Here is a 25,387-nt window from a genome sequence, read left to right as displayed (position 1 = left end):
ATTATGTACACTGCCAGCGGAAAGTCAGATAAAAATTCTCTACTTACAGAGCATGCTCCTCTGGTAAAACGACTTGCCTATCAATTAAAGGCGCGCTTACCCCCCAGTGTTGAGGTGGACGATCTTGTGCAGGCCGGTATGATAGGTTTGCTCGATGCGGTCAACCGCTATGAAGATAATCATGGTGCTCAATTTGAGACATATGCCGTACAGCGCATACGCGGCGCGATGCTTGACGAGCTCAGGAATAGTGACTGGTTGCCACGTGGAGTCCGTCAGAACATGCGTAAGATAGAGACGGCAATGAACACGCTTCAACAAAAGTTAGGCAGGCCTCCGTTGGAAACGGAAGTTGCTAAACAATTGAAATTAAGCCTGGCTGAATATCAGGATGTTTTGAGTGAAAGTGGTGGGCACCAATTGGTCTACTACGAGGACTTTCATGACGCCGATACCAAAGAACATTTTCTGGACCATTATTGTACGGATCAGTCGGGTGACCCTCTGGAGGATTTGTTGCATGGGGATTTTCGTGATGCAGTTATCTTTGCAATTGACAGCCTTCCCGAGAGAGAGAAGCTCTTAATGGGGCTGTACTACGAACAAGAATTGAATTTAAAAGAAATTGGCGCGGTGATGGGAGTATCTGAATCGCGGGTTTCACAACTACACAGCCAGGCAGTAGCTCGATTAAGAGCATCTTTAAGGGAGAAAGCGTGGACTGGGCTAGCATAATTGGGCTTATATTAGTTATCACCGGAATTTTCTCCGGGCAGCTAATCGAAGGTGGACGCCTGTCCTCATTGGTGCAGCCAGCCGCATTCGTGATTGTCGTCATTGGCACAATTGGGGCGGTACTGTTGCAAAGCCGGATGCCTACGTTTATCCGTGGCGTCAAAATGCTGAAATGGATCGTATCCATGCCAATCGACACGAGTAAAAAAACGATACAAGAGGCGCTAATCTGGAGCGTTGTTGCTCGCCGCGAGGGGTTTCTTAGCTTAGAACGTTATATGGGCGCAAGCAAAGATCCTTTCATCAGTAAAGGTTTGCGCTTAGTCATCGACGGAATTGATCCTGTTCGTTTAAAAGAAATTTTGGATGTCGATATTTCTTTGTATGAAATTGAACAGCGTCAGGCTGTCAAAATATGGGATGCTGCTGGCGGTTACTCTCCGACTATCGGTATTCTGGGGGCAGTTCTTGGCTTGATCCATGTGATGGAAAATCTGTCCGACCCGAGTAAATTAGGTAGCGGGATTGCAGTCGCCTTTGTCGCAACGATCTACGGTGTAGGGCTGGCGAATTTATTTTTTCTGCCGGTCAGTAACAAGTTAAAGGAGATCATAAGTAGCGAAGTAACGCGACGTGAAATGTTATCCGATATTTTTTACAGCATTGCCTTGGGTGATAGCCCCCGGGTCGTGGAAGAGCGTCTTGCCAACCACAAAAAATAAACCCGCCATGACCAGGAAGAAATATCATGATGAGAGTGACAATCATGATCGCTGGCTGGTGTCGTATGCTGATTTTATTACTTTGTTATTCGCTTTTTTTGTCGTGATGTATGCGATATCTTCTTTGAATGAAGGTAAATATCGTGTCTTATCTAATTCGTTGACAGGCGCATTTGGCCAGGCGATGGTGATGCACTCTGCCAACAGCGATGTGGAGCCGGCGATCAAGCTTGATCCAATCCATCCCGTTAAACAAAAAAACCTGGAAACTTTACATAAAGAACGTGAGCAGATGACTGGTATGGCTCGCGATATTTTGAGCGTGCTTGAGCCTTTGGTGCGAGAAGGTAAAGTGAGTGTCAGTCAGACCAGCCGCGGTATCACTATTGAAATCAATGCGAGTGTTTTGTTCGCGCCGGGTGAGGCAAAATTGAACATCGATTCGTATCAGGCATTAAAAGCGATTGCGTCGGTGCTCAAGGTAGATAATCATGCAATTCAGGTTGAGGGGCATACTGATAATTTGCCCATTAAGAATTCCAGCTTTCCGTCTAATTGGGAGTTGTCTGCTGTTCGCGCAAGTACGGTAGTGCGTTTATTTACTGAAAATGGCGTCGATGAAAACAGAATGACTGCAATCGGTCAGGGACCGAAATTGCCGGTAGGATCGAATGCTACTGTGGAGGGAAGAGCAAGGAACCGGCGAGTGACAGTTACTATCCTAGCTATTTTGCCGGAACCCATCATTGATGTGCCGTTAGCGAATTCAGCTAGTACAGCAAATGCTGAGAAGAAATAAATATTTCGGTTGGACTATCAGTGAGCTGTTAGCCGATCACCAGACCGCGTCCTGTAATGTTTTGTATTTTTGCCTGTCCATTTGGGCCATACATGGCGCCTGCCGGATTGCTCTGCTGGAGAACATTGAGTGCACCTTGATTGCGCATTAGCTGGCGGTTAATCAGAATACCATTGGTGCGATTAATTTCTTTTGCTTTTTCAGCGATCGCAAGAAGCTGAGTCCAGTTATCTGCAATCTTTGTCTCGGCGGGTGCTTGCGCCAGGAATGCATTGATCCCCGCCAAATCACTTGAAAATCCCATTTCTTCAAGGTGCGTGCTGCGAATTTTTTCCAATTCTGCAACTTGGGCAATACATTGACCTTTGCGCTTAGTGAATTCATTCAGGTCATTAACATGACCTTCAATCAACGCAGCTTGCTCCAATTTCAGTATCTCAGTCAGTAATGTCATTGCGGACAATTCATTCTGCAGAGATTGATTTAATTGAGGCAATTTTGCGCTGACGAGACTCATGATTATCTTTTTCTTGCGTTTAATAAATCTTTGACAGTTTCTAATAAGCCATCTGCAACTTTTTCCGAATTTACCTGGAAGCGTCCCTCAGAAATGGCCAGCTTAATTTCTTCTACTTTCTTTGCTTCAAATACAGCGCTACTTGCTTGTGTGTTTTGTAAGGCTTGTAATTGCGTCGACAAAGGTGAAATCTGTACCTTGGCAGAGGGTGTCGACGATACTTCTGTTTTCTCTGCCTGCTGATCGGTGCGAACCTGTTGCGGCCCCGCCGGCAGGCCGGTAGTACTCTTTAGTGCATCATTAATTTTCACAGCATCACCCTCTATGTTGGGATTTTTATACATCTACATTATGTATATCGGCTGCGATATTTTAAACTTTAACTTCATTTGCGGAAATATTGTGCTGCTGAGAAATTACCTGATTAATAGGTGATTTCAATAACGCCACCTGCTTTCGCAATTCCGCTAACGACCTGTCCTGATAAAATTTTAACTTTGGCAACTTGTCCCTCGCTAGCATTGCTTAAGGCCTGCCCATCAGTTGCTACCTGAAATCCCTTGCCAGTACTGGTGACACGCACTGACTGTCCTTGTTGAATCACCATCGGACTCTTTAGACTGTCGCTCTTTATTACGGTACCCGAGGTGACAGAGATGTTAAATGACTTGCCTATTGCCTGATTTGGATTGGTGATGGCCCCAGTTGGTAGATTCGATAAATCCCCGGTAATTTTCATCAAATCATTGGCTGTGATCGTTTGTCCTTGGGCTATGTTGCCTGAAGTGACATAGTAGTCGCCTGATACTTTAATGCTGGCAGATAAGTACACGACCCATGCGACAGGGTTGCTACAACGTACACCCATCGTAATTTTGCCCCATGGTTTGCTACCTGGAGGTAAGAATGGTTCAATATTCGTGCATGCAGCCAAATGAAGTCGATTGTCGACAGCACCTACATTAATTTGCGGCTCACCACTGAATCCTGCACTTTGTTTCCTAAGGAAATCCTCAGCCGCTTGCCGAATCCGCTGCGGATCCTCCGGCTGTGCAAAAGCGACTGCCGGCATCAACTGACTTAGTGACAATAAAACAATTAGCTTTTTCATCGCAACTCAACTGAAAACGTGTCTTTGCAGTGTAGTCAATTTCTCCCTTACCTAATCGGGAAATAGAAGGCTTTTTCCTGTTCTTCTCAAATGATTGTTCTTGCTTTTGCAGAGATAAGATGCAAAACATCAAAAACCGTTTTGGTTACCGTACACGTTGTGAAGCAGGTGAGGGAGGGATGATGAGTAGCAAAGTCGATGATTATTTGCGATTCCATGAGGCGGCATTGTCCATCAGAGGACAGCGCCAGCAGATGATCGCCTCCAATATTGCCAATGCAGATACGCCAAATTATAAAGCGCGTGATATTGATTTTTCTACTGCGATGAATAACGTCTTGCAAAGAAATGCTGGTCAGACGCCATCTGAACTCGCAAAAACAGCTCCCCAGCATCTCGACACGCAAGGAGCGGTTGGTGGTAGTGCGCAACTTTACCGGACAACGGCACAGGGAAATATTGACGGTAATACTGTCGATATGGATGTGGAGCGTAATCAATTTACAGACAACGCGTTGCGATACGAGGCGAGTTTGACGATTCTTAATATGCAGATACGCAATATGCTGTCAGCAATTCAGGGGTAATAGATTATGTCTCTTTTCAATATTTTTAATGTGGCTGGTTCCGCAATGAGTGCACAAGCGCAACGGCTTAATGTTGTGTCGAGCAATCTGGCTAATGCGGATAGCGTGACTAGCTCAAATGGTCAGCCATACAAAGCCAAGCAAGTTGTTTTCAGTGCAGTGCCCGTTGCTGATTCCGTCTCCACGGCGGTGAGGGTAAAAGAGGTTGTGGAAGACAACAATCCGCCTAAACTGATATACGACCCTAAGCATCCGTTAGCGGACGAAAAGGGCTATGTAGCGATGCCAAATGTCAATGTCGTTGAGGAGATGGTAAATATGATCTCCGCATCCCGTTCTTACCAGACCAATGTCGAAACGATGAATGCTGCAAAGGCCATGTTGTTAAAAACGCTCACGCTGGGTCAATGATCTTCATCAGAAGTTAAAGGAAAATTGAAATGACTACCGTACAGACGAATACCGTTGACCCAAGCTTGCTTACCACGATGAATGGCGGCACTGCTGCAAAATCGAGTACGCAGGAGGCGCAGGATCGCTTCATGACTTTGCTGGTGACACAGATGAAAAACCAGGATCCTCTAAATCCTATGGATAACGCTCAGGTCACGAGTCAGTTAGCGCAATTGTCTACGGTAACGGGGATTGATAAGTTGAACGCAACTGTCACGTCCTTAAATGCCAATTTTCTATCCGCTCAAAATTTGCAAGCAGCCAATATGATCGGTCATGGTGTGGTTGCAGCAGGGAATAAATTAGGACTTTCTCAGAGCAAGGGTGTCTATGGTGTTGAGCTTACTCAAGGCGCAGACAAAGTTGATGTCACGATTAAAGACGCGTCTGGTGCCGTAGTGAAAAAACTGAGTCTTGGTGCGATGGAGAGTGGTATCAACGCGCTGACATGGGACGGCACGAATGATCAAGGTGGCGTCGCTGCTGATGGGCAATATCAGATTGAGGTCAGCGCCAGCGTCGCCGGTAAGGCGATTGATGCTACCGCATTAAGCTTCGGGATGGTTTCCAGTGTTACCTCGAATGCGCAAGGCGTTAAGTTGAATGTGGCAAATGTCGGCGATATCGGTCTGGCCGACGTGAAAAAAATCTACTAATTCGCAAGCAAGCTAATTAATTTCCAGTAAAAGGAGAAATATCATGGGTTTTCAACAAGGTTTAAGTGGCTTGAATGCGGCATCCAAATCATTGGACGTGATTGGTAATAATATTTCCAATGCGAGTACGGTGGGTTTTAAGCAGGCACAAGTGCAATTCGCCGACGTATTCGCGAATTCATTGAATGGTGCTGGCGGTGCTCAGGTCGGTATCGGTACTCGAGTCGCCAACATCGCGCAACAATTTTCACAGGGTAATATCACTTCAACCAATAATCCGTTGGATATCGCGATTAACGGTAACGGTTTTTTCCGGATGTCGACTAACGGTGCGGTGACCTACACAAGGAACGGCCAGTTTCAGCTAGATAAAAACGGTTATATGGTGAATGCGCAGGGTGCGCAATTAACCGGCTATGTAGCCAATGCCAGTGGTGTACTGGCTACCGGTGCCGCAACAGCTATCAATATCAATACCGCCGATATTGCACCCGCACAGACAGCTGCCGTTAATGCGGTGTTAAATCTGGACTCCAGAAATACGGTACCTGGTGGCGCTACGCCAATCGCTTTTTCTGCTACCGACCCTACCTCCTACAACAAAGCAACATCGGTTGCTGTTTTCGATAGCCTTGGTAATTCTCATGTGCTACAGACATTTTTCGTAAAAATTGACCCAGCTGTGACAGCACCTACTGCGCCGGCGACATCCGAATGGAATGTGTTCGCAACGAGCGACGGTGTACCGATCGGATATGTACCGCCTGCAGCAGCCGTACCTCTGGGCAAACTAGGATTTGATAATCTTGGCAAACTGGTGGCGGCAACACCGGCATTTGCTGTCACGGATCCTAAAGCATTGAAAGTCACAATCCCTGTGACGACTGGCGCTGTTACACCGATTTCAACCCCCTTAAGTATCAAACTGGATATGACTGGCAGCACGCAATTTGGCGCTGATTTTAGTGTCAGTTCGTTAAAGCAAGACGGTTACACCTCCGGGAAATTATCAAAATTTAATACTGCAAAAGATGGCACGATTGTCGGAAGTTATACCAACGGTAAAACAGCGGTGCTAGCGAAGGTCGTCTTGGCAAATTTTACTAATCCAAATGGTCTGCAATCCTTAGGGGATAACCAATGGACAGAGACAGCCACCTCCGGTCCAGCATTGGTTGGAGATCCCGGATCTGGTGGATTGGGGCTTTTAACATCATCTGCAGTTGAAGATTCAAATACAGATCTGACGGGTGAACTGGTCAATATGATTACAGCACAGCGTGTTTATCAGGCGAATGCACAAACGATCAAAACCCAAGATCAGGTGCTACAGACACTCGTCAATTTACGTTGATTTTCATGAGAGATTGTATGTGCACAACACTCTCTGATGTTTTGGTGTTGTACAGGAGCTGACGATGGATAGACTGATCTATACCGCAATGACAGGTGCGAAACATGTGCTCGAGCAACAGGCGACGACGACGCATAACCTGGCTAATGCGACTACGACCGGATTCCGTGCGCAGCTCGACTCGTTTCGAGCCGTCCCTGTAATTAGCGATGGTCTTCCAACCAGAACCTATGTCGTAGATGCAACAGTAGGGACGGATTACTCCACCGGATCCTTGCAAATGACGGGACGAGAATTAGATGTTGCCGTACAAGGTAAAGGATGGCTGGTTGTACAGCGAGAGGATGGCAGCGAAGCCCTGACACGTCATGGCAGCTTAAAACTCAACGAAAACGGTGTGTTGCAAACGCAGGCCGGGCTCAACGTGGTCGGTGACGGCGGAGTCATCACCATTCCGCCCGAGGTCTCGGTCGCTATTGCCAAAGACGGTACTGTCTCCACAATCCCGACTGGTACCAAGCCGAACGGGGTACAAGTTATCGGCAGGTTAAAGCTGGTCAATCCCCCGGAAGAAAATCTGGTACGTGGCGATGACGGCCTCTTCAAAACCAAGGATGGTAGTGCCGTTGATGCGGATCCCGTTGTCGGCGTCGCAGGTGGCATGCTTGAAGGGAGTAATGTCAACGTCGTGGAGTCAATGGTGACGATGATTACGCTAGCGCGTCAGTTCGACATGCATATGAAATTGCTGCAAAACGCCGAGAGTAACGCTACAAAAGCCAGTCAGATCTTGTCATTGAGTTGAGTTTGAATACGACACAATGCTGATAAGCAGGTAGATATGAAAATTGTAAGCATAATTGAAATTGCGCATTCGTTAGATCAGGGAGAAATGACATGATACGTTCACTGTGGATAGCAAAAACAGGTCTGGATGCGCAGCAAACGCAAATGGACGTAATTACCAATAACCTGGCCAATGTCAGTACGACGGGTTTTAAACGCTCCAGGGCGATATTTGAAGATTTGCTTTATCAAACAATTCGTCAGCCTGGTGCGCAAAGTTCTCAGCAGACGCAATTGCCATCGGGTTTGCAGCTGGGTGTCGGCGTGCGTCCTGTCGCTACCGAGAAAATATTCACGCAAGGTAATCTCCAGCAAACCGGGAATAGCAAAGACCTTGCAATTCAAGGGCAAGGATTTTTCCAGGTTTTGTTGCCAGATGGCTCGACCGCATACACCAGAGACGGTTCTTTTCAGGTCGATAGTCAAGGCCAGATGGTGACATCAAGCGGATTTGTCATTCAACCTGCCATTTCTATTCCGGCGAATGCACAAACGATTACGGTTGGTCGTGACGGTACGGTCTCCGTTACACAACCTGGTTCTGCTGCACCTGTGCAAGTGGGCTCAATTCAACTGGCTACCTTCATTAATCCGGCCGGACTGATGTCGATGGGTGAGAACTTGTATGTAGAGACAGCAGCTTCAGGTAATCCTGGTACCAATACCCCGGGTACGAACGGTGCAGGTCTACTAAGTCAGGCTTTTATCGAAACATCGAACGTGAATGTGGCAGAAGAACTGGTCAATATGATACAGACCCAGCGTGCATATGAGATCAACAGTAAGGCAATTACCACTGCAGACCAAATGCTGCAAAAATTAGCTCAACTGTGAGGTTAGTATGAAACTCGGTTTCTTCTCAGTGTCGATGGGTATCTTAGTGATGACAGGTTGTGCCGTCGTGCCGCCAGCGATTGTGCATCAGCCGATGAGCGCGCCCCCTGCGTCAGCGAAGCCACAAAAAGAACTGAATGGTGCAATTTATCAATCAGCTTCTTATCGTCCTTTGTTTGAAGACCAGAAGGCACGATTGTTAGGGGACATCCTGACGATCACAATTAGTGAAAAAACTAGTGCAGGTAAAACCGTTGCAAGTTCTGCTAATAAAAGTGGCAGCACGAGTTTTAATGTGCCTTCATTTTTAGGTTTATCTTCTGCCGTTACCAGCAATGCAGGTTTGTCATCAACATCGGCCAATAAATTTGATGAGAGTGGCGCCCAGACGGCCAGTAATAATTTCACAGGAACGATCTCGGTGACGGTCATTGATGTTCTTCCAAATGGCAATTTGCTGGTGAGTGGAGAGAAACAGCTTGCCTTTGATAAAGGTGCGGAATATGTACGTTTCTCCGGCGTCGTCAATCCCACAACCATTACCGCTGCGAATGTTGTTCCTTCGACGCAGGTTGCCGATGCGCGTTTTGAATATCGCTCAACCGCAAGAATCGACAGGGCAGAAGCAAACTCCTTGCTGACCAGGTTCTTCCTGAGTTTTATCCCTTTATGATGATTGATGAGTATTGGCAGGTGAGACCATGATGAAATTACATAGAATTAAATTTTGCCTGACCGTTCTGTGTCTGCTGAGTGTAATGACATCAAAAATTTGTGAAGCCGAGCGCCTCAAAGATATCGCAGGTATCCAAGGCGTTCGACAAAATCAGTTGTTGGGCTATGGTCTCGTAGTGGGTCTGGATGGCAGCGGCGACCAGACAACTCAGACACCGTTCACCGTTCAAAGCATCATCAGCATGATGCAGCAACTTGGTGTCAGTATTCCCGTGGGCACAAGTTTGCAATTAAAAAATGTAGCGGCGGTGATGGTGACCGCATCGTTGCCCCCTTTTGCCCAGCCTGGACAGACGTTAGATATCACGGTGTCTTCTATAGGTAATGCAAAAAGCTTGCGAGGGGGAACCTTGTTGATGACACCGCTAAAAGGTGCTGACAATCAGATCTATGCCATGGCACAAGGTAATGTCCTGGTGGGCGGCGTCGGTGCTGCATCGGGCGGGAGCAAGGTGCAGGTGAATCATTTAAGTGTCGGGCGCATTTCCTCAGGCGCAACCGTAGAAAAAGCCGTTGCTTCTCTATTAGGGCAAGATGGGGTAATTCATCTTGAGCTGAATACCTCGGATTTTTCCACCGCAGCCAAGGTTGTTGATGCGATTAATAAAAAATTTGGTGCGGGAACTGCCGCGGCCATGGATGGCCGCGTGATACAAGTCCGTTCTCCGCTGGGTAGCGATCAGCGCGTTGCTTTTTTGGGAAGCCTTGAAAGCATCGATGTTACACCTGCGCAGATTGCCGCCAAAGTGATCCTGAACGCCAGAACAGGTTCCATTGTCATGAATCAAGCGGTCACTCTGGATACCTGTGCAATCGCTCATGGTAATTTATCTGTCGTGATCAATAACGATACAACAGTCAGTCAGCCAAATGCACTGTCTGGAGGACAGACCGCTGTTACACAAAAATCTGATATCAGCATTACTAAAGACGCAGGCCAGTTAGTGACTTTAAAAGCGGGTACAAATTTGAGTGACGTTGTCAAAGCGCTCAACGCGATCGGTGCGACCCCACAAGATTTACTCGCTATTTTGCAGGCCATGAAAGCGTCCGGCGCCATGCGCGCTGAGCTTGAAATCATCTAGGGATTCCCCATGATAGGACGCACTGATCTCACAGACAAACTGGCTTTTGATTCTAAAAGCCTGGATGGACTCAAGCAATCCTCAAAAGATAATTCTCCAGAGGCGCTCAAAGCGGCAGCCAAACAATTCGAAGCCTTGTTTATGAATATGATGCTGAAATCGATGCGTCAGGCGGGAGGGCAGGATGGGCCATTTGATAATGAGCAAAGCAAGATGTACACATCAATGCTGGATCAGCAACTGTCACAGAATATGGCAAATCGCGGTATGGGCCTGGCTGATGCGCTGGTCAGGCAGTTGTCGAGTAATCAGGTCAATCAGATGCTGCAGAGCGATGGTACCAGTCAATCCGGTTTATCAACGCAAAGTAGTGTTCGTGGAATCGAATCTTATCTGGATAGTATGAAACTGGGGCAGCAAGCTGTTGCACAGGGAAAGACATCTGGTAGCAACGCAACGCATGTCAAAGAGTTTCAGCATAAGTTAGCCGCTCACGCTGAGCAGGCAAGTGCAGAAACGGGTATCCCTGCTAAATTCATGTTGGGGCAGGCTGCTCTTGAGAGCGGTTGGGGTAAAAAAGAGATCAAGTCTGTTGACGGTACACCTAGTCACAATATTTTCGGCATGAAAGCGACGAGCCAATGGAAAGGCAAGACGGTTGATGCTGTTACCACTGAGTACGTGAACGGTGTCGCCTACCGTAAGCTTGAAAAATTCAAAGCATATGACTCCTATAGCGAAGCTTTTAAAGACTACGCAAAACTTCTGACAAAAAATCCTCGCTATGAAAATGTGATCGCCAATGCCAAAGATGCGACCAGCTTTGCTTACGGCTTGCAAAAAGCGGGTTACGCAACGGACCCTCAATATGCGAACAAGCTGTCTAAGATTATCAATCAGACTTTGTCTACCTGAGCAAAACAGGCATTAATGAATACCAGCGGATATTACTGGTTGTTTTAGTAAGGGTGTGAAATATGACCAGCTTTACTAGTTGTTTTCAAAATAGTCTTTATAGCAACTGATTAAAGTTTTGCTGAATTTCTCCGAAAACAAGACTGACACCGCTCAAAAGAGCGGCAACCACACTTAGCAGGATCAATCATGGGTTCAAATATTTTAGGCATTGGACAAAGCGCATTAGCTGCTGCGCAACTGGGCATTGCCACTACTGGACACAATATTGCGAATGCGTCTACGGTTGGTTACAACCGGCAAGTGTTGTTTCAAAGTGCGGCTGCGCCACAAAATCTCGGAGGTAATTTTGTCGGACAGGGCACCCAAGTCAATCAAATTGCCCGTGTTTATAATGAGTTTCTTGCGCAGCAAGTGAATAATTCGCAATCCAGCAGCAATCAAGTCAGTACATATTATTCACAGATTACACAAATTAATAATCTGGTTGCAGATTCATCTGCTGGCGTATCTCCTGCCTTACAGGATTTTTTTAAATCGGTACAAAATCTCGCGACCAGTCCTAATGGAACAGCCGGATCGGCAGCCAGACAGTCTGCTTTATCATCGGCTCAGGCGCTGGTCTCGCGTTTTGCGGGTTTGCAAAACCGTATTACTGAAATCCGTAGCGGTGTAAATAATGAAATACAGACTACGGTCGGTACGATTAATAGCTATGCGACCCAAATATCTGAGCTCAATGACACGATAGAAAAAGCACAAAGCGTGTCTAATGGTGCCGGGCCAAACGATTTGCTAGATCAGCGCGATCAACTGGTGACAGACCTGAGCAAGTTGACCAAGGTCTCGGTTATTCAGCAGGGCTCCAAGTACAATATTTATATCGGTAGCGGTCAGCCTCTGGTGGTTGGTGATACCGTAAATAGTTTGTCTGCAACTCCCTCGCTTACCGATCCTTCCCGTCTGGATGTCGCTTATGTTGCGAACGGCAAATCAGTCTTGCTGTCTGAGAGCAGTCTGCCCGGCGGTAAATTGGGTGGGCTATTCGATTTCAGAAGCAATACCTTAGATGTGGCACAAAATTCATTGGGTCGTGTCGCGACTACTCTCGCGACGACGTTTAATGATCAACACAAATTGGGACAGGACCTGAATGGGCAGTTAGGTGGTAATTTTTTCAACGTGGCATCCCCGGTCAGTACTCCTAGCAGCCTGAATACGAGCACTGCCGGTATTAATGCAACGATTACCAATGCCAGTGCTTTGACTACTAGTGATTATCGTCTGCAATTTGACGGTACGAATTACAAAATCACCCGCTTGTCGGACGGTGCTGCGCAGACCTCTGCTACGTTGCCACTTGTGATCGATGGCGTTACATTTCAATTGGCTCCGCCGCCTGCCGCAGCAGTGCCTGCCGCCGGAGACGAGTTTTTAATTCAGCCTACCGTTAATGGTGCTGGCGGTTTGAGTGTGGCTATTTCAGATATCGCAAAAATAGCGGCGGCTGGGCCAGCGACAACGGCTGCACCCAGCACAAACACCGGATCAGGCAAAATTAGTGCGAGCACAGTTGATTCGACTTATACCCTCGCGAGTCTTGCAACACCAGTCAAACTATCATTTACGGGCGGCGCATTTACGGGATTTCCCGTCGGCTCGAATGTTACCGTGACCAATAACGGTGTAACGACATCGTATTCTCCCTATGTCGCCAATACACCTGTCACTTATACGAGTGGTGCGACGATCAGTTTTAGCGGAGTAAGTTTTAACGTTACAGGAACACCGCAAAATGGTGATACGTTCACCATTGCGCAAAATACGAACGGTACAGGCGATAGCAGAAATGCGGTTTCTCTTGCAGCTTTGCAAACTGCGAATACCGTCGCTGGCGGAACAACCAGCTATCAAGGCGCTTATGCCCAATTCGTCAGCCTGGTCGGTAATAAGACGCATGAACTTGAGGTAACCAAGGCGTCTGAGACCAAGTTATTAGCTCAGTCCGTACAAGCTCAGCAATCAGAATCAGGTGTCAACCTGGATGAAGAAGCTGCCAATTTATTACGTTACCAGCAGGCCTATCAGGCCGCAGGAAAACTCATGCAAATAGCGAGTCAATTGTTTGACGTCCTGTTGTCTATTAAGTAGTAAGGAAGAATCATGCGTATCAGTACCAGCACCATTTATGAAACTGGCGGCACCAGGATCAGTGATTTGCAGTCTGGCTTGAATAAAACGCAGCAACAGATTTCTGCGGGAACCCGTATTCTGACGCCCTCAGATGACCCTGTGGGCGCAGCTAGAGCTTTGGTATTGCAGCAATCAAGCGCGATTAATGATCAATATGCGGTGAATCGCCAAAACGCAAAAAATAGCCTGAGTACAGCAGAAACAACATTGCAAAGCGTCACCACGACATTGCACAATGTAAAAACTTTGATTGTTAATGCTGGCAATGGTGTTTTGTCTGATACTGACAGGGGTTATATCGCCACTGAGTTGCAAGGTAATCTTGATCAACTGCTTAGCTATGCTAATGCGACAGACGGTACCGGAAACTATCTATTTGCAGGCTTTTCAGACACGACCGCACCTTACACAAAAACTGCAGGCGGTGCAGCATATGGCGGAGATCAGGGACAACGTTATTTGCAAGTCGATACATCAAGACAATTAGCTGTTAGCGATATTGGTCCTGCAATCTTTGGCAATATTAAAACATCTAATGGTCAGTTTAACGTCGTCGCTAATCCATCAAATACCGGACAGTTAGTTGCTGCAGCGGCAATTGATCCTGCAACCGCGAATGCATTGACAGGCAATAATTACGAAGTTGTATTTGATAACACAGGCGCTAATTTCAGTATTCTCAATAAAACAACAAATACAACAGTTGTGCCATCTACCCCGTATGTCAGTCCGCAATCGGTGACTTTTGACGGTATCACGACAACACTAACCAATACACCCGGAGCTCCCGGGCCCGGAGATAAATTTTCTATCCAGCCTGGTAATCAAAATATTTTTGAGACTTTGACAGACTTAATCAATATCTTAAAAACACCAGCCAGTACCCCTGCTGCCAGACTGGATCTGACGGCAGGCCTGACCCAGGCTAACAATAATCTGGATAAGTCGCTGTCCAATGTGTTGACCTCAAGGGCGACATTGGGAACGAGTTTAAAAGAAATTGATGATCTTGACAGTGCGGGGGATAGCGTTGGTGTTGTGTATAAGCAGGCTATTTCTGAAATTACTGACCTTGATTATGCAAAAGCAATTACTGAACTGAACCAACAGCAGGTGACGCTGCAGGCGGCTCAACAATCTTTTGTCAAAACATCGACTCTCTCATTATTTAATTATATTAACTAAATCAGGTAGTTTGACTGACTCATTTAAACGCTTCTGATTTTTGCCAAAGTATTTTCAACTACCCTGGCAATCGCCAGCACTTTGCCATCGGTATTGGCAGCGCCTGCAATACTCAAGCCAACAGGTAAGCTCCCATGCTCATGACAAGGGAGTGAGATGGCGCAACCATCCAGAATGTTGATTGACCCCGTGTTCCTCAATAGCAGACCGTTAGCGTGAAAGAAAGCGTCATCCGATGCGATTAACGGAGTAATCTCAGGTGCAACGATAGGCACGGTTGGCATCAAAATCGCATCAAACGGTGCGAGAAGCGCCCGCATATGGCCAATCCACTCTGCACGTGCAGTGTGCATATCAATATAATCAGCAGCGGATACATGCGCTCCAAGCTGGATGCGTTGGGCAACTCGTGGATCATATTCTCCAAATTTTTCTGCTAACAATTGTCTGTGCCAGGCATACGCCTCAGGTGCAGAAAACATCGCCATCGACCGGTACTCGGCCAGTAACTGCATCGGTGTTTCAATAATATAGGCACCGGCAGCCGACAAACAGGTCAATGCTTTACTGAATGCACTTGATACATGCTGATCCATATCCTCCAGAAACAGAGTTTGCGGTACTGCGAGGCGTAAACCTTTCAGTGGTAATGCTGTAATGGAGAGCGAATCTTCAGCGATAATACCGTCCATCGTGATGCAGTCATCAACGGTATGTGCCAACGAACAAATCGTATCCAAGGTGAATGACAGCGGTACAGTGCCTGCTTTGGAGACCCGTGACGCGGTTGGTTTAAAACCGGTTAATCCGCAAAGAGCGGCGGGGATACGGATGGAGCCACCGGTATCTGAGCCGATTGCAGCGACACATAAGCCGGTTGCAACGGATACCGCCGCACCGGATGACGAGCCGCCGGGTATTCTGGCGATTGCCGTGTCAGCAGGGTTCGGTGCAGTGCCATAATGCGGATTAATGCCGACGCCGGAGTAGGCAAATTCCGTCATATTCGTTTTGCCTATGATCGCAGCACCTGCCTGCTTGAGTCGCGTAACCACGGGAGCGTCTTGTTTTGCTGGTTGCGCGTTACGTAACACAGTGGACCCTGCCAGCGTTGGTTCTCCTGCGACATCAAGCAAGTCTTTAATTGATACGGGTAAGCCTGCGATTGGCGAGAGTGGAGCTATTTTTTGCGCACGCAGCGTATCCGCGTAAATAGCCGCAGCGATCGCCGATTCCGGATAAAGTCGTGTGAAAATTGACCGGCTTTGCTTCGCTACTTCAAGACTTGCCTCGACATAAGCAAGACGCGATTGCAAGATTGGCGAGTTTATTGATTTGGAATTAGGGAGCTTCATGCGAAAATAAGAACTTTGCTGGAGAGATTACAATATATCACCTAGTTTATTTGATTTAACCGCATCACACCGTGTTTTAAATGTCGAGCGTATAGCGCACTGTTGCCCTTACTTCTCAGGTTATCAGGCTGAGCATCAAGCTAAGCCTTTAAATCGCAAAACTTAAACACGTAACTTATTCAATATGCCGTTTCAACAGGCCACTTAGACACGTAACTGAATGCAGCAATCCCGACCGACACCATCCCAGCAATCCGATCAAGACGCTACAGTTTTGTGCATCCCTCTATGGTTGGTCTGGATCGTGGCGCTGATCTTTGTCGGTGCGGGTTTAGGTAGCTATGCCATTCTGGATAATAACGAGGGTCTTTACGCCGAGATATCACGAGAAATGCTGCAATCTGGCGACTGGCGGCAATGGGTTATTCCTCATCTGAACGGTCTGGTGTATATGGAAAAACCGCCGTTGCTGTATTGGCTGACGGCCTTATCTTTTGGCATATTCGGAGAGTCCGAGTCGGTAGCCAGGCTAGTTCCAGCCTTATCCTCTCTATTGTGTGTGGGCTTGATACTCTGGTTCGGCGGACGCTTGCAACGCGTGCAGACGGCACGTCTGGCGGCGATCATGTTTGTCTCTGGCCTCGGCGTAACAGCCATGTCGCGAACCCTGATGTTCGACATGTTGCTCACGGCATTACTGACCGCCTCTCTGATGTGGATGTATTTTTTTGTGGTGTTGAAAGAGCGGCGCGCACTCTGCTACTCGTATGCATTTCTGGCTTTGGCTGTGTTGGCAAAAGGCTTTGTTGCCGGAGTTTTATTTTGTGCGGTAACAGGGAGTTTTGTCCTGACTCAGTCATCAACAATCAGGCAATTTTTGAGTGGCTTGTGGCAATTCTGGGATAAAAAAGCAATCAGTATATTTTTGCTCATCGCCTTACCCTGGCATATTGTCGCCAGTTTGACTGAGCCGATTTTTGCCTGGTTTTATTTCATTAATGAGCATGTATTACGGTTTCTTGGCAAGCGTGAGCCGCATGATTATTACGCGGGAGCCTGGTGGTATTACTTGCCAAGAATGGTGATTTATCTGTTTCCTTGGTCATTCTTATTGCTAGGCGCTTTTTTTGCTAAACGAATCAACAGGGTATCCTGGCCTTTGCAATGGTTCCTGAGTTTTGCCTGGATCATGCCCGTATTATTTTTTTCCAGCTCTAGTGCCAAGGCTAATTATTATCTGGTTGCCGTCATGCCACTTGCTAGTTTTCAACTGGCGATTTGGCTTGAGGACAGACAATATGGTGGCAGGTGGGGGCGGACGTTCGCGGGCCTGGTTTTGTCAATGTTGTTTGCTTTGTTGGCCTGGCTTGTCTCTACTCATCCGCAGGAGAAATTGCAGAGTTTGCAGATATTGGGTTTAGGTGCGCAGTTGTTCCTCTGTTATGCGCTATGGTGTCTGACGGCACTGGCTTTGATGGCGACGCTGTTATCCTGGCGTAAGCCAAAAATTGGCGTACTGACTTATCTGCCGTTGCCGGTAGTGACCTTGTTTATCCTGTTGAATGTGTTGCATGTCTCGACGGAATGGAGCTCGACCCGGCCGATTGCTGATGTATTGAAGCAAGAACATGCGACGCAAAAAATCCTGTTATTTCAGGTGTTTGAAGATCAGTCGTCTCTGACTTTTTATTTGAAAAAACCTGTGTATGTGGTTGAGAGTCGCAGTAATGATTTGTTTTGGGGAAATAAGCTACACAATAACAATATCGTACTTAGCGCTTCGGAGTTTGATGCCCTGGTTGCTGCACAACCCGTTGCCATCGTTGTGATGAATCGCGACATTCCGCTTTTTAAGACAAAAAGTTATGCACTGTCCATGAGGCTAAGCAGGCAATTTGCGAACGCGAGTATTTTTGTCAATTAATTTGCTGTGCGCCGATCGATCCCCCCTTAGCCAGATTAAGTCTGATCGCTGTTGTTAAGGAAATCGTCTTTTTTCTTCAGGGTTTATTAAAACGATAGTTTTTGATCACCCATCAAAGTGAAGCCGCAGGCTGGGCGCGGCTTTTAAAGACATTTCATGCCAGCAGCCTCATTCCGCTTGCGGATTGGTTTGGGGGTATATTTCTCTTAAATCTTCTCTGGTTTTTTTTTATCAGCTGTTTTTGCTTTAGATTGCCAGCGAAGCCCGCTTCTGGCTGGAGTGTGCGCGGGCATCAAGGTATAATCTCGCTTTCCGTTCCAACCTGTGATGTCGCCGCTGTCATTTCTGAACTCCAGGCGCGTTGCTTCAACTACTCTCTCGCCATGTTGATATTGCCAGGCTCTAATGCCTTGTCTGCTTTCCGTACCCAAGGTCTATTATCCAAATTGCAAGCCGCTGACCCGCATATTGTTGGTATTAGCGGTCGCTTTACCCATTTTGTTGATGCAGCACACAGTTTGTCGGATGAGGATGCTGCCCGGCTCAATGCAATGCTGACTTACGGCGACGTCTTTGCTGGCAAGGAAGAGGGCGATAGTTTCGTTGTTATCCCGCGCTTCGGTACGATCTCTCCATGGGCCAGCAAGGCAACTGACATCGCACATAATTGCGGCATGCAGCATATTAAGCGGATTGAACGCGGCATTCGCTACACGGTGCAAGTTAAATCCGGTTTGCTCGGCGGCGCAAAAAAATTAGCCGAGGAATCACGTCAGGCAGTTGCTGCTTTACTTCATGACCGCATGACAGAAATGGTGCTGGCAGATGTGCAGGAAGCCAGCGCATTATTCTCCGAACTCGAGGCGAAACCTCTGGCATCTGTTGACGTTCTCGGTGGTGGTAAACAAGCTCTGCTAGAAGCAAACAGTGAATTAGGTCTCGCCTTGTCCGATGATGAGATTGATTATCTGGTTGACGCCTTTATTGCTGCGGGTCGCAACCCGACTGACGTTGAATTAATGATGTTTGCGCAAGCCAATAGCGAACACTGCCGTCATAAAATCTTTAATGCGGACTGGACAATTGATGGCGTCTCACAGGACATTTCTCTGTTCGGCATGATCAAGAATACGCACTTGTTACAACCGAAGGGCACCATTGTTGCCTACAGCGATAATTCGTCAATCATGGAGGGAGCAACCGTTACTCGCTTCTATCCTAACGGTGCTGCGAACGGGAATGAATATACCTCCACAACAGAGCTCACTCATACCTTGATGAAGGTAGAGACGCATAATCATCCGACTGCGATTTCTCCGTTCCCCGGCGCATCGACAGGTGCTGGCGGTGAGATCCGTGATGAAGGTGCGACGGGCCGTGGTGCCAAACCGAAAGCCGGACTGACTGGCTTTACGGTATCCAACCTGATGTTGCCAGGTGCCGTGCAGCCATGGGAAAACGCCAGCGACACGATTGCCAGTCACTCTTCTGCACAAGCTTATGGCAAACCCGATCGTATCGCCTCAGCATTGCAAATCATGATTGACGGTCCTTTAGGTGGTGCCGCATTCAATAATGAATTCGGTCGTCCAAATCTGGGTGGTTATTTCCGTACCTTTGAACAAAATGTGGGCGGTACTGTGTACGGCTATCACAAGCCCATCATGATCGCCGGCGGCATCGGCAATATCTCCGATAAGCACACCAAAAAAGACGATCTGCCGGTTGGCAGTTTGTTGATACAGCTAGGTGGTCCGGGTATGCGTATCGGTATGGGTGGCAGCGCTGCATCATCGATGGCGACGGGCACCAACACCGCTGATCTGGATTTTGACTCTGTTCAGCGTGGCAATCCTGAGATGGAACGTCGTGCTCAAGAGGTGATAAATTCCTGCTGGCAGTTGGGCGACGACAATCCGATTTTATCGATTCATGACGTTGGTGCCGGTGGTTTGTCCAATGCCTTCCCGGAGATCACCAATGACGCCAAGCGCGGCGCGATCTTTGATTTGCGTAAAATACACCTTGAAGAAAGCGGCATGGCGCCGAAAGAGATCTGGAGTAACGAATCGCAAGAGCGTTATGTACTCGGGATCGCACCGGATAGCCTGGCTTTGTTCCAGTATTTTTGCGAGCGCGAGCGTTGTCCGTTTGCGGTCGTCGGTACAGCAACTGAAGAGCGTCAGCTCAAGGTAATCGACCCTGAACAGGGTAATACGCCGGTTGATATGCCAATGAACGTGCTCTTGGGCAAGCCGCCTAAGATGCATCGTGATGTAACGCATGTCACGCACACTTTCCCTGCAATCGATCTGACTGGCATGGACTTGCTAGAGGTCGCGCAACGTATTCTGAGCTTGCCTACGGTTGCTGATAAATCCTTCCTGATCACCATCGGTGACCGTACTGTGGGTGCGACATCGGTACGTGACCAGATGGTCGGCCCTTGGCAAGTGCCAGTCGCTGATTGCGCCGTGACGACCATGAGTCTTGAAGGTTACCTCGGTGAAGCCATGTCCATGGGCGAGCGTACACCGTTAGCCGTGATCAATGCGGCAGCATCTGGTCGTATGGCGATTGGTGAATCAATTACAAATATCGCTGCAGCACCGATCAACGATATTTCTGATATTAAGCTGTCCGCTAACTGGATGGCCGCCTGTGGTCAGCCTGGTCAGGACGCCGCGCTCTTTGATACAGTCAAGGCCATCGGCATGGAGCTTTGCCCCGCGCTCGGCATCAGTATTCCTGTCGGCAAAGACTCTTTGTCCATGCGCACCACCTGGAAAGACGAGGGCGAATCTAAATCCGTCACGTCACCGGTGTCACTGATCATTTCTGCGTTTGCACCGGTATTTGATGTACGCAAGTCCCTGACGCCCCAATTGCGTCTGGATGCCGGCGACACCAGCCTGATCCTGATCGATCTGGGACGCGGCAAAAATCGTCTGGGTGCATCCTGCTTTGCTCAAGTCATGCAAAAACTCGGCGATCAGACGCCGGATGTGGATAGTGCCGATGATTTGAAAGCCTTCTTCGCGGCGATTCAGCAACTGAACCGTGAAGATCATTTGCTGGCGTATCACGACCGTTCCGATGGCGGTTTGTATGCAACCCTATGTGAAATGGCATTCGCTGGCCGTACAGGTTTGTCGATCAATCTCGACATCCTGACGATGGATGAGGCGGCAGATTGGGGCGATGCGAAGAACTGGGCCGGACAGGTCGCTGAACGTCGTAATGACCTGACTTTGCGTGCTTTATTTAGCGAAGAATTGGGCGCCGTGATTCAGGTTCGTACTGAGCAGCGCACTGCGGTCATGGATGTATTGCGCGCGCATAATCTCGGCGCTTGCAGCCACATCATCGGTAAGGTGAATACCAGCAATGTGATTGAATTCACCCGTGATGCTAAACAAATCTATAGCCAGCCACGGACAGTCTTACATCAGTTATGGAGTAAAACCAGCTGGCAAATCGCTCGTCTGCGCGACAATCCAGCTTGTGCTGACGCGGAATATGCGCGCATTCTTGACCTGAACGATCCGGGCATGACACCTGCACTCAGCTTTGATCCGCAGCAAGATGTCGCCGCACCTTTCATCAATACCGGTGTACGTCCTAAGGTCGCGATCTTGCGTGAGCAAGGTGTGAATTCGCATATTGAGACCGCCTATGTCATGCATAAATCCGGCTTCACTGCGGTCGACGTGCATATGAGCGATCTGATCGCCGGCCGTGCCCGTCTGGCCGATTTTAAAGGTTTGATTGCAGTCGGTGGCTTCTCGTACGGCGATGTGCTCGGTGCTGGCGAGGGATGGGCAAAAACGATACTGTTCAATGCGATGATGGCTGAACAGTTCTCCGACTTCTTCCATCGTACAGATACGTTCGGGTTGGGTATCTGTAATGGCTGCCAGATGATGAGTAATCTGAAATCGATTATTCCGGGCGCTCAAGCCTGGCCGAAATTCACCAAGAATAAGTCGGAACAATTTGAAGGCCGTTTTGCCATGGTTGAAGTACAAGAGTCGGCATCGATTTTCTTCCAGGGAATGGCCGGCACGCAAACGCCGATCGCAGTTGCCCATGGCGAAGGGTTTGCTGATTTCTCTATTACTGGCGATATCAATGCAGCCCAAATTGCCATGCGCTTCGTGAACAATGCTGGCGTTGCCACCGAAGCCTATCCGTACAATCCGAACGGTTCGCCACAAGGTATTACGTCAGTCACCAATGCCGATGGCCGCTTCACTGTCATGATGCCGCATGCAGAGCGTGTATTCCGCTCTGTACTGCACTCATGGCACCCGGAGGGCTGGGGTGAGGATTCGCCGTGGATGCGTATGTTCCGTAATGCACGTCAGTGGGTTGCCTGATTGGGATATTGTTTTTGAGATGATTTATTGAGCGCATTCACTGCTTCATGATCTCTACGTTGAATGAAAAATGCCACAGATATCTGTGGCATTTTTTATGGAACTTCAGCAATCATGCGCTTTGTTACCCACATATACTCCCCCTATTTTTAGTGAAAATATGTCGATTCCCGCATTATTTATATAGTGGTTAAAAATATACTTAGTGGGAGTATATAGTTTCTCCTGCGCATTCGCCCGAATCATCAATATCATTGACGTCTAAAACGCATGTGCCGCATGCAGATATTCCAGGATTTCTGCTTTCACCGGTGATAGCGTCGCCTGTGCCCGATTGCGCGGCAATGGCAAGGGCAGTGCAAATGCTGCCTGCACCGGTCCGGCGCTATGGTCGAGCAGCACGACTCTGTCACTCAGATAGAGAGCCTCATCAATATCGTGCGTGACCATCACGACGGTTAACGCGTGTTCCTTCGCGATCCTTATCAGCAAGTCCTGTAGCTTCATTCTCGTGAATGCATCAACCGCGGAAAATGGTTCATCCAGTAACAACAGGCGAGGGCGGCTGAACAGACCGCGGGCAATGGCGACCCGTTGCGCCTGTCCGCCTGATAATTGTTTTGGTAGAGCCTTGCCATAGCTGTCGAGACCAACTTCCTCTAGCAATTGCTGAACTGCTATCTCATGGTCGCCAGACTGCGTTAAATCAAAGGCGATATTCTCAGCAACACTTAGCCACGGAAATAACCGTGGTTCCTGAAATATGAAACCAATCTCCTTGCTAGTACCTGTGATGTCCTTGCCAGCAAGCTGAATTTTGCCCTGATAGTCAGGGTCGAGGCCCGCGATGATGGCAAGCAGCGTGCTCTTGCCGCACCCACTGGCACCGATCAGGCTGACAATCTCGCCTTGCCTCACGTCGAGTCGCAGATGCTGCAATACCTGATGTTCGCCATATCGCTTTTCATCAATCTGTATGCTCAAGAACGTATTCATATGATCTGACTTTCTGATGTAAAGGTGTCGCGCCAGGCCAGCAGGCGTCGCTCTAGTAATTCCATGCCCCAGTCACTGACTTTGCCCAACACCGCTAACAAGACAATCGCAGCCATCACAATATCGGCGCGGCTGGTCTCGCGCCCGTCGGTTAATAAATAGCCCAATCCCTGACTAGCAGCGATCAGTTCTGCTGCGACCATAAACATCCACGCCAGACTCAAGCCATTCCGCAGGCCAGTAATGATTGCCGGTAAAGCTGCTGGAAGAAGAATCCGTCGCGCCAAAGCAAACGACGTGAGCCGATAGAGGCTGCCAACTTCAACCAATCGACGATCGACGCCACGAATACCCGATACCACTCCCATGTACACGGGAAAGAAGGTACCGATGGCAATCAAAACCAGTTTGGGCGGCTCATCAATACCTAGCCATAACAGCAGCAGTGGCACCCAGGCCAGCGAAGGGATCGCGCGCAATGCCTGAAAACTCGGATCCAGCAGAGCGTCCAGCCGTTGACTCAGCGCGACCAGCACGCCGACCATCATTGCCAGACTCGCGCCAAAGATAAAGCCCGCAGCGACTCGTGCACTGCTAATCGCGATATGACTCAACAAGTCATGTTCACCGAGAAAAGACAAGGTTTTGACAATCTCTGAAGGCGCGGGTAACTGGTGTGCGGGGATCAGCCCGGTACGTACCCCGGTCTCGGCAAACACGATCAAGGCCAGCGGCAACAGCATACCTATGACGGCGCGTGGAATGCTCCTCGCTGCTTTAACCGGGCGGGTGAGTGCGTCCAGTTTTTCGGGCTGAATTTCGGACTGAATAGCAATGCTGGGCGAGTTCATGATCGTTGAGTGTGCAGAGTGCGTGCGGTGACATACTTATTTCGGCTGTAGGTTTTCAACTACGGATTGTCAGGCACGTATGATTACTTGTTGGGCAAAACGACCATCAATCAAATCGGTAATGGCTTTTGTCAGATCAGTACCCGGTTTGACTAAACCTTCATCGAGCAATATCGGCGCCGCGACTTGCAGCGCCTGCAGGTGCTCGGTGCCGGGTAAAGGCTGACTGAAATCACTGCGCAACTTAATTTGCAATAAGGCTACTGGTAAGCTGACCTTGGCTTCCTCCGACAGAATTTTTGCAGCGTCGCTAGGGTTGCTGCGTATCCAGGCGCGTGCCCGCTCATATGACCGGATGACACGAGTCAGCACAGACGCGTGATTGTTTAAAAACTCTTCTCTGACATTTAAAAAACCATAGGTGTTGAACGCGACATTGCGGTAGATTAATTTTGAGTTCGCTTCGAGCTCACTTGCTGCCATGTGAGGATCCAGTCCTGCCCAGGCATCGACTTTGCCTTGCTCCAGCGCGATACGGCCGTCGGCATGTTGTAAGCTGACGTGCTCAATGTCGCTTCGTTTTAAGCCAGCGGTTTTTAGCGCCCTTAACAGGAACAAATAGGGATCGGTTCCTTTGGTGGCCGCAACCTTTTTACCTTTTAAGTCAGCAATGCTGCGAATCGGCGAATCTTTACGAAAGACCAAAGCCGTCCACTCAGGGCGAGAAAAAATATAAGGTGTTTTGATGGGATTACCATTTGCTTTTGACAGCAAGGCAGCGAGTCCAGCGCTGGAGCCGATATCAATACTGTTTGCATTCAGATATTCCAGCGCACGATTGCTGCCGGCACTGAGCACCCATTTAATGCTAGTGCCATCCGGCTTAAATTCGTCCTCCAGCCAGCCGAAGCGACGCAAGACTAAACTGGTGGGTGAATAATACGCATAATCCAGGCGCAATTCCTTGAGTGACGATGGCGATGTCTGCGGTGAAGATTGCAATGATGACGAAGCTGAAGCTGAGGCTGAAACTGAAGCTGCTGTTGCCAGCGTTGGCAGTGCGGCGATTGCGGCGCCTGCGGAGGCGATTTCTAAAAAATGTCGGCGTTTCATCGTGATCCTTTTATACGGAAGTACAGCGTAAAAATTACAGCG

General features: G+C 48.4%; 23 protein-coding genes. 16 read left to right on the top strand and 7 right to left on the bottom strand.

The features are described from left to right. Positions 1–3: 3 nt before the first annotated feature. From ACO0K4_RS12420 to motD, 3 genes are read left to right on the top strand one after another with little or no spacing between them, the layout of a single operon-like run. Positions 4–735 (top strand): RNA polymerase sigma factor FliA, encoded by a 732-nt coding sequence (locus ACO0K4_RS12420; RefSeq protein ID WP_422956940.1) that lies wholly within the window; start codon positions 4–6, stop codon positions 733–735. Further along, entirely contained in the window at positions 717–1,457 is a 741-nt protein-coding gene (locus ACO0K4_RS12415) for a flagellar motor protein (RefSeq protein WP_422956939.1), read from the top strand. The genes ACO0K4_RS12420 and ACO0K4_RS12415 overlap by 19 nt, the downstream gene beginning before the upstream one ends. Positions 1,458–1,464: 7 nt before the next feature. Then, a complete protein-coding gene (gene motD / locus ACO0K4_RS12410) occupies positions 1,465–2,256 on the top strand; it encodes a flagellar motor protein MotD (protein ID WP_422956938.1) in 792 nt (263 codons plus the stop codon). A 28-nt stretch (positions 2,257–2,284) separates the two neighbouring features. Here motD and ACO0K4_RS12405 read toward each other — a convergent pair whose 3' ends face one another. The 3 genes from ACO0K4_RS12405 to flgA all read right to left on the bottom strand — a co-directional run bounded on the left by ACO0K4_RS12405 (position 2,285) and on the right by flgA (position 3,884). Then, positions 2,285–2,773 (bottom strand): flagella synthesis protein FlgN, encoded by a 489-nt coding sequence (locus ACO0K4_RS12405; RefSeq protein ID WP_422956937.1) that lies wholly within the window; start codon positions 2,771–2,773, stop codon positions 2,285–2,287. Positions 2,774–2,775: 2 nt separating this feature from the next. After that, positions 2,776–3,084 carry a flagellar biosynthesis anti-sigma factor FlgM gene (flgM, locus tag ACO0K4_RS12400; RefSeq protein ID WP_422956936.1) on the bottom strand — a complete coding sequence of 103 codons (309 nt, stop codon included), beginning with the start codon at positions 3,082–3,084 and terminating at the stop codon, positions 2,776–2,778. 113 nt (positions 3,085–3,197) lie between these two features. Beyond that, positions 3,198–3,884, bottom strand: a complete 687-nt coding sequence (gene flgA / locus ACO0K4_RS12395) for a flagellar basal body P-ring formation chaperone FlgA (RefSeq protein ID WP_422956935.1) — start codon at positions 3,882–3,884, stop codon at positions 3,198–3,200. A 182-nt stretch (positions 3,885–4,066) separates the two neighbouring features. Here flgA and flgB point away from each other — a divergent pair, with 182 nt between their 5' ends. The 11 genes from flgB (at position 4,067) to flgL (ending at position 14,727) form a co-directional block, all read left to right on the top strand. Continuing rightward, positions 4,067–4,471 carry a flagellar basal body rod protein FlgB gene (gene flgB, locus ACO0K4_RS12390; protein WP_422956962.1) on the top strand — a complete coding sequence of 135 codons (405 nt, stop codon included), beginning with the start codon at positions 4,067–4,069 and terminating at the stop codon, positions 4,469–4,471. 6 nt (positions 4,472–4,477) lie between these two features. Next, positions 4,478–4,882 (top strand): flagellar basal body rod protein FlgC, encoded by a 405-nt coding sequence (gene flgC / locus ACO0K4_RS12385; protein WP_422956934.1) that lies wholly within the window; start codon positions 4,478–4,480, stop codon positions 4,880–4,882. A gap of 29 nt (positions 4,883–4,911) precedes the next feature. After that, a complete protein-coding gene (locus tag ACO0K4_RS12380; protein WP_422956933.1) occupies positions 4,912–5,580 on the top strand; it encodes a flagellar hook assembly protein FlgD in 669 nt (222 codons plus the stop codon). A 43-nt stretch (positions 5,581–5,623) separates the two neighbouring features. Next, positions 5,624–6,934 (top strand): flagellar hook protein FlgE, encoded by a 1,311-nt coding sequence (flgE, locus tag ACO0K4_RS12375; protein WP_422956932.1) that lies wholly within the window; start codon positions 5,624–5,626, stop codon positions 6,932–6,934. Between the two features lie 64 nt (positions 6,935–6,998). After that, positions 6,999–7,739, top strand: a complete 741-nt coding sequence (locus ACO0K4_RS12370) for a flagellar basal body rod protein FlgF (RefSeq protein ID WP_422956931.1) — start codon at positions 6,999–7,001, stop codon at positions 7,737–7,739. 92 nt (positions 7,740–7,831) lie between these two features. Further along, positions 7,832–8,614 (top strand): flagellar basal-body rod protein FlgG, encoded by a 783-nt coding sequence (flgG, locus tag ACO0K4_RS12365; RefSeq protein ID WP_422956930.1) that lies wholly within the window; start codon positions 7,832–7,834, stop codon positions 8,612–8,614. Positions 8,615–8,621: 7 nt separating this feature from the next. Then, complete coding sequence (locus tag ACO0K4_RS12360) at positions 8,622–9,287, top strand: flagellar basal body L-ring protein FlgH (RefSeq protein ID WP_422956929.1); 666 nt, start codon at positions 8,622–8,624, stop codon at positions 9,285–9,287. Positions 9,288–9,372: 85 nt separating this feature from the next. After that, the gene (locus ACO0K4_RS12355) at positions 9,373–10,434 is read left to right on the top strand and encodes a flagellar basal body P-ring protein FlgI (RefSeq protein ID WP_422956928.1); all 1,062 of its coding nucleotides are present in this window, start codon (positions 9,373–9,375) and stop codon (positions 10,432–10,434) included. Positions 10,435–10,443: 9 nt separating this feature from the next. Next, positions 10,444–11,349 (top strand): flagellar assembly peptidoglycan hydrolase FlgJ, encoded by a 906-nt coding sequence (gene flgJ / locus ACO0K4_RS12350; RefSeq protein WP_422956927.1) that lies wholly within the window; start codon positions 10,444–10,446, stop codon positions 11,347–11,349. A gap of 189 nt (positions 11,350–11,538) precedes the next feature. Continuing rightward, positions 11,539–13,500, top strand: coding sequence for a flagellar hook-associated protein FlgK (gene flgK / locus ACO0K4_RS12345; RefSeq protein ID WP_422956926.1), 1,962 nt, complete (start codon positions 11,539–11,541; stop codon positions 13,498–13,500). Positions 13,501–13,512: 12 nt separating this feature from the next. Beyond that, a complete protein-coding gene (gene flgL / locus ACO0K4_RS12340) occupies positions 13,513–14,727 on the top strand; it encodes a flagellar hook-associated protein FlgL (RefSeq protein WP_422956925.1) in 1,215 nt (404 codons plus the stop codon). Between the two features lie 23 nt (positions 14,728–14,750). On the opposite strand, the gene ACO0K4_RS12335 is transcribed toward flgL, so the two are convergent. After that, a complete protein-coding gene (locus ACO0K4_RS12335; RefSeq protein WP_422956924.1) occupies positions 14,751–16,043 on the bottom strand; it encodes an amidase in 1,293 nt (430 codons plus the stop codon). Between the two features lie 259 nt (positions 16,044–16,302). On the opposite strand from ACO0K4_RS12335, the gene ACO0K4_RS12330 reads away from it, so the two are divergent. After that, positions 16,303–18,006, top strand: coding sequence for a glycosyltransferase family 39 protein (locus ACO0K4_RS12330; protein ID WP_422956923.1), 1,704 nt, complete (start codon positions 16,303–16,305; stop codon positions 18,004–18,006). Positions 18,007–18,389: 383 nt separating this feature from the next. Further along, positions 18,390–22,385: a phosphoribosylformylglycinamidine synthase gene (gene purL, locus ACO0K4_RS12325; RefSeq protein WP_422956922.1), complete on the top strand. Its 3,996-nt coding sequence runs from the start codon at positions 18,390–18,392 to the stop codon at positions 22,383–22,385. A 261-nt stretch (positions 22,386–22,646) separates the two neighbouring features. Here purL and ACO0K4_RS12320 read toward each other — a convergent pair whose 3' ends face one another. The 3 genes from ACO0K4_RS12320 to ACO0K4_RS12310 all read right to left on the bottom strand — a co-directional run bounded on the left by ACO0K4_RS12320 (position 22,647) and on the right by ACO0K4_RS12310 (position 25,345). After that, a complete protein-coding gene (locus tag ACO0K4_RS12320; RefSeq protein WP_422956921.1) occupies positions 22,647–23,381 on the bottom strand; it encodes an ABC transporter ATP-binding protein in 735 nt (244 codons plus the stop codon). After that, a complete protein-coding gene (locus ACO0K4_RS12315) occupies positions 23,378–24,232 on the bottom strand; it encodes an ABC transporter permease (RefSeq protein ID WP_422956920.1) in 855 nt (284 codons plus the stop codon). The genes ACO0K4_RS12320 and ACO0K4_RS12315 overlap by 4 nt, the downstream gene beginning before the upstream one ends. Positions 24,233–24,301: 69 nt before the next feature. After that, a complete protein-coding gene (locus ACO0K4_RS12310; protein WP_422956919.1) occupies positions 24,302–25,345 on the bottom strand; it encodes an aliphatic sulfonate ABC transporter substrate-binding protein in 1,044 nt (347 codons plus the stop codon). Between the last annotated feature and the right edge of the window lie 42 nt (positions 25,346–25,387).

The sequence above is a fragment of the Undibacterium sp. RuTC16W genome, from assembly GCF_049339445.1.
GTDB lineage: Bacteria > Pseudomonadota > Gammaproteobacteria > Burkholderiales > Burkholderiaceae_D > Undibacterium.
The sequence above is the reverse complement of the archived record's forward strand: the minus strand, read 5'-3'. Positions and strand labels throughout refer to the sequence as shown.

Coding starts and splice junctions, on each gene's coding strand:
- ACO0K4_RS12355 (WP_422956928.1), top strand. CDS start 9,373: ATGACATCAAAAATTTGTGAAGCCGAGCGCCTCAAAGATATCGCAGGT.
- ACO0K4_RS12330 (WP_422956923.1), top strand. CDS start 16,303: ATGCAGCAATCCCGACCGACACCATCCCAGCAATCCGATCAAGACGCT.
- flgL (WP_422956925.1), top strand. CDS start 13,513: ATGCGTATCAGTACCAGCACCATTTATGAAACTGGCGGCACCAGGATC.
- ACO0K4_RS12370 (WP_422956931.1), top strand. CDS start 6,999: ATGGATAGACTGATCTATACCGCAATGACAGGTGCGAAACATGTGCTC.
- purL (WP_422956922.1), top strand. CDS start 18,390: ATGTTGATATTGCCAGGCTCTAATGCCTTGTCTGCTTTCCGTACCCAA.
- flgG (WP_422956930.1), top strand. CDS start 7,832: ATGATACGTTCACTGTGGATAGCAAAAACAGGTCTGGATGCGCAGCAA.
- ACO0K4_RS12405 (WP_422956937.1), bottom strand. CDS start 2,773: ATGAGTCTCGTCAGCGCAAAATTGCCTCAATTAAATCAATCTCTGCAG.
- ACO0K4_RS12320 (WP_422956921.1), bottom strand. CDS start 23,381: ATGAATACGTTCTTGAGCATACAGATTGATGAAAAGCGATATGGCGAA.
- flgK (WP_422956926.1), top strand. CDS start 11,539: ATGGGTTCAAATATTTTAGGCATTGGACAAAGCGCATTAGCTGCTGCG.
- motD (WP_422956938.1), top strand. CDS start 1,465: ATGACCAGGAAGAAATATCATGATGAGAGTGACAATCATGATCGCTGG.
- ACO0K4_RS12315 (WP_422956920.1), bottom strand. CDS start 24,232: ATGAACTCGCCCAGCATTGCTATTCAGTCCGAAATTCAGCCCGAAAAA.
- ACO0K4_RS12310 (WP_422956919.1), bottom strand. CDS start 25,345: ATGAAACGCCGACATTTTTTAGAAATCGCCTCCGCAGGCGCCGCAATC.
- flgC (WP_422956934.1), top strand. CDS start 4,478: ATGTCTCTTTTCAATATTTTTAATGTGGCTGGTTCCGCAATGAGTGCA.
- ACO0K4_RS12380 (WP_422956933.1), top strand. CDS start 4,912: ATGACTACCGTACAGACGAATACCGTTGACCCAAGCTTGCTTACCACG.
- flgE (WP_422956932.1), top strand. CDS start 5,624: ATGGGTTTTCAACAAGGTTTAAGTGGCTTGAATGCGGCATCCAAATCA.
- ACO0K4_RS12360 (WP_422956929.1), top strand. CDS start 8,622: ATGAAACTCGGTTTCTTCTCAGTGTCGATGGGTATCTTAGTGATGACA.
- flgJ (WP_422956927.1), top strand. CDS start 10,444: ATGATAGGACGCACTGATCTCACAGACAAACTGGCTTTTGATTCTAAA.
- ACO0K4_RS12420 (WP_422956940.1), top strand. CDS start 4: ATGTACACTGCCAGCGGAAAGTCAGATAAAAATTCTCTACTTACAGAG.
- flgA (WP_422956935.1), bottom strand. CDS start 3,884: ATGAAAAAGCTAATTGTTTTATTGTCACTAAGTCAGTTGATGCCGGCA.
- flgB (WP_422956962.1), top strand. CDS start 4,067: ATGAGTAGCAAAGTCGATGATTATTTGCGATTCCATGAGGCGGCATTG.